The 1059-nt window shown below is 61.5% G+C and carries 1 protein-coding gene and 1 pseudogene; both read right to left on the reverse strand.

Annotated elements, in window-relative coordinates; translation table 11 throughout:
• A partial coding sequence (locus PVW46_RS13375) for a Hint domain-containing protein (RefSeq protein ID WP_274576165.1) occupies nucleotides 1-725 on the reverse strand: 725 nt, incomplete at its 3' end.
• Between the two features lie 118 nt (nucleotides 726-843).
• Nucleotides 844-1059: pseudogene (locus PVW46_RS13380) on the reverse strand (Hint domain-containing protein); the annotation flags it as partial.

A 1059-nucleotide genomic window follows, 5' to 3' on the forward strand; every position in this document is an offset into this window, starting at 1 on the left:
ATGAAGGTCTCGGACGGCGCGCCATTGGCCAGGATCACGTCGTGGTCTTCGGTTTCGACGTGGTAGACGGTGAATGTCTCCGGGAGTTCGGAAGAAGGCACCCAGTCGATGCTGTCATGGTTCACCAGCGCCGAGGCGTTGATGACAAGCCCGTCCAGCACCATGCCGTGATCGCCAGTGACCGTGAGGTCGGCATGGGGCAGGCCATCGCCCAGGGCGCCCGCACGGATACGGACCAATTTACTCATTGCGCCGGAAAACAGGCTGTGCGTCGATTGATTGCCAATCCATTTGACCGGGACCGCCGCGCCTTCGGCCGTCAGGATCAGGTCGCCGATTGACAGTGCCTCAACCGGGACCTCGCCGCCGGGCACGGCAATCCCGGTTCCGGCCGCGAAACACATCGTGTAGGTGCTGGCGGTAAAGCCCATCGGCGTGCCGCCAGGCGGAAAAGGGGAATTGCTGAGAACAAAGTAGGACCCGGCACCAACGGCGAGGACCACCGGGTCACCGCTGGCGGTGGTACCGACAACCTGCACATCGCCGCCCGAGGCCGACCAGTCAATCAATTGCCCCGGCGCGATATCGCCATCGTCTGTTCCATCCTCGGTATCGGACAAGGTGGACGAAGTGACGGTAGGGGCATCGTTTGTATAGGTGGTCGACGCATTCGGGGCAGAAGCGCCGATATATAGGTATTGGGAATAGGTTGCGGTAAACGGCATCGCGTTTGCTTTCCTTCATCAACGGGGCGCACCATCATCGCGACGCGCCTTCAACACTGATCACATAACGACGGTTATCAAAGAACGGGCTTGCATACCAGTGAACAGTCCGACCCGGTCAGGCACGGCGTGCAGTAGCCGCAAGCCCGGCCGCGTGGTCTATCCCGAGTTGGCGCCGGATGTCCTCCGGGAGCAACCGCGCGCAGGAAATGCGCGGGCGGTGCATCTCGGGGATGATCCGCTCACAACCATAGAGGTCCAGGTATTCGTCGAAATTGTCGAAGGCGCGGCGGTCACGGTAGTCAATGAAGGTCTCGGACGGCGCGCCATTGGC

The sequence above is a fragment of the Mameliella sp. AT18 genome (genome assembly GCF_028807275.1).
Classification (GTDB): Bacteria; Pseudomonadota; Alphaproteobacteria; order Rhodobacterales; family Rhodobacteraceae; genus Antarctobacter; species Antarctobacter albus.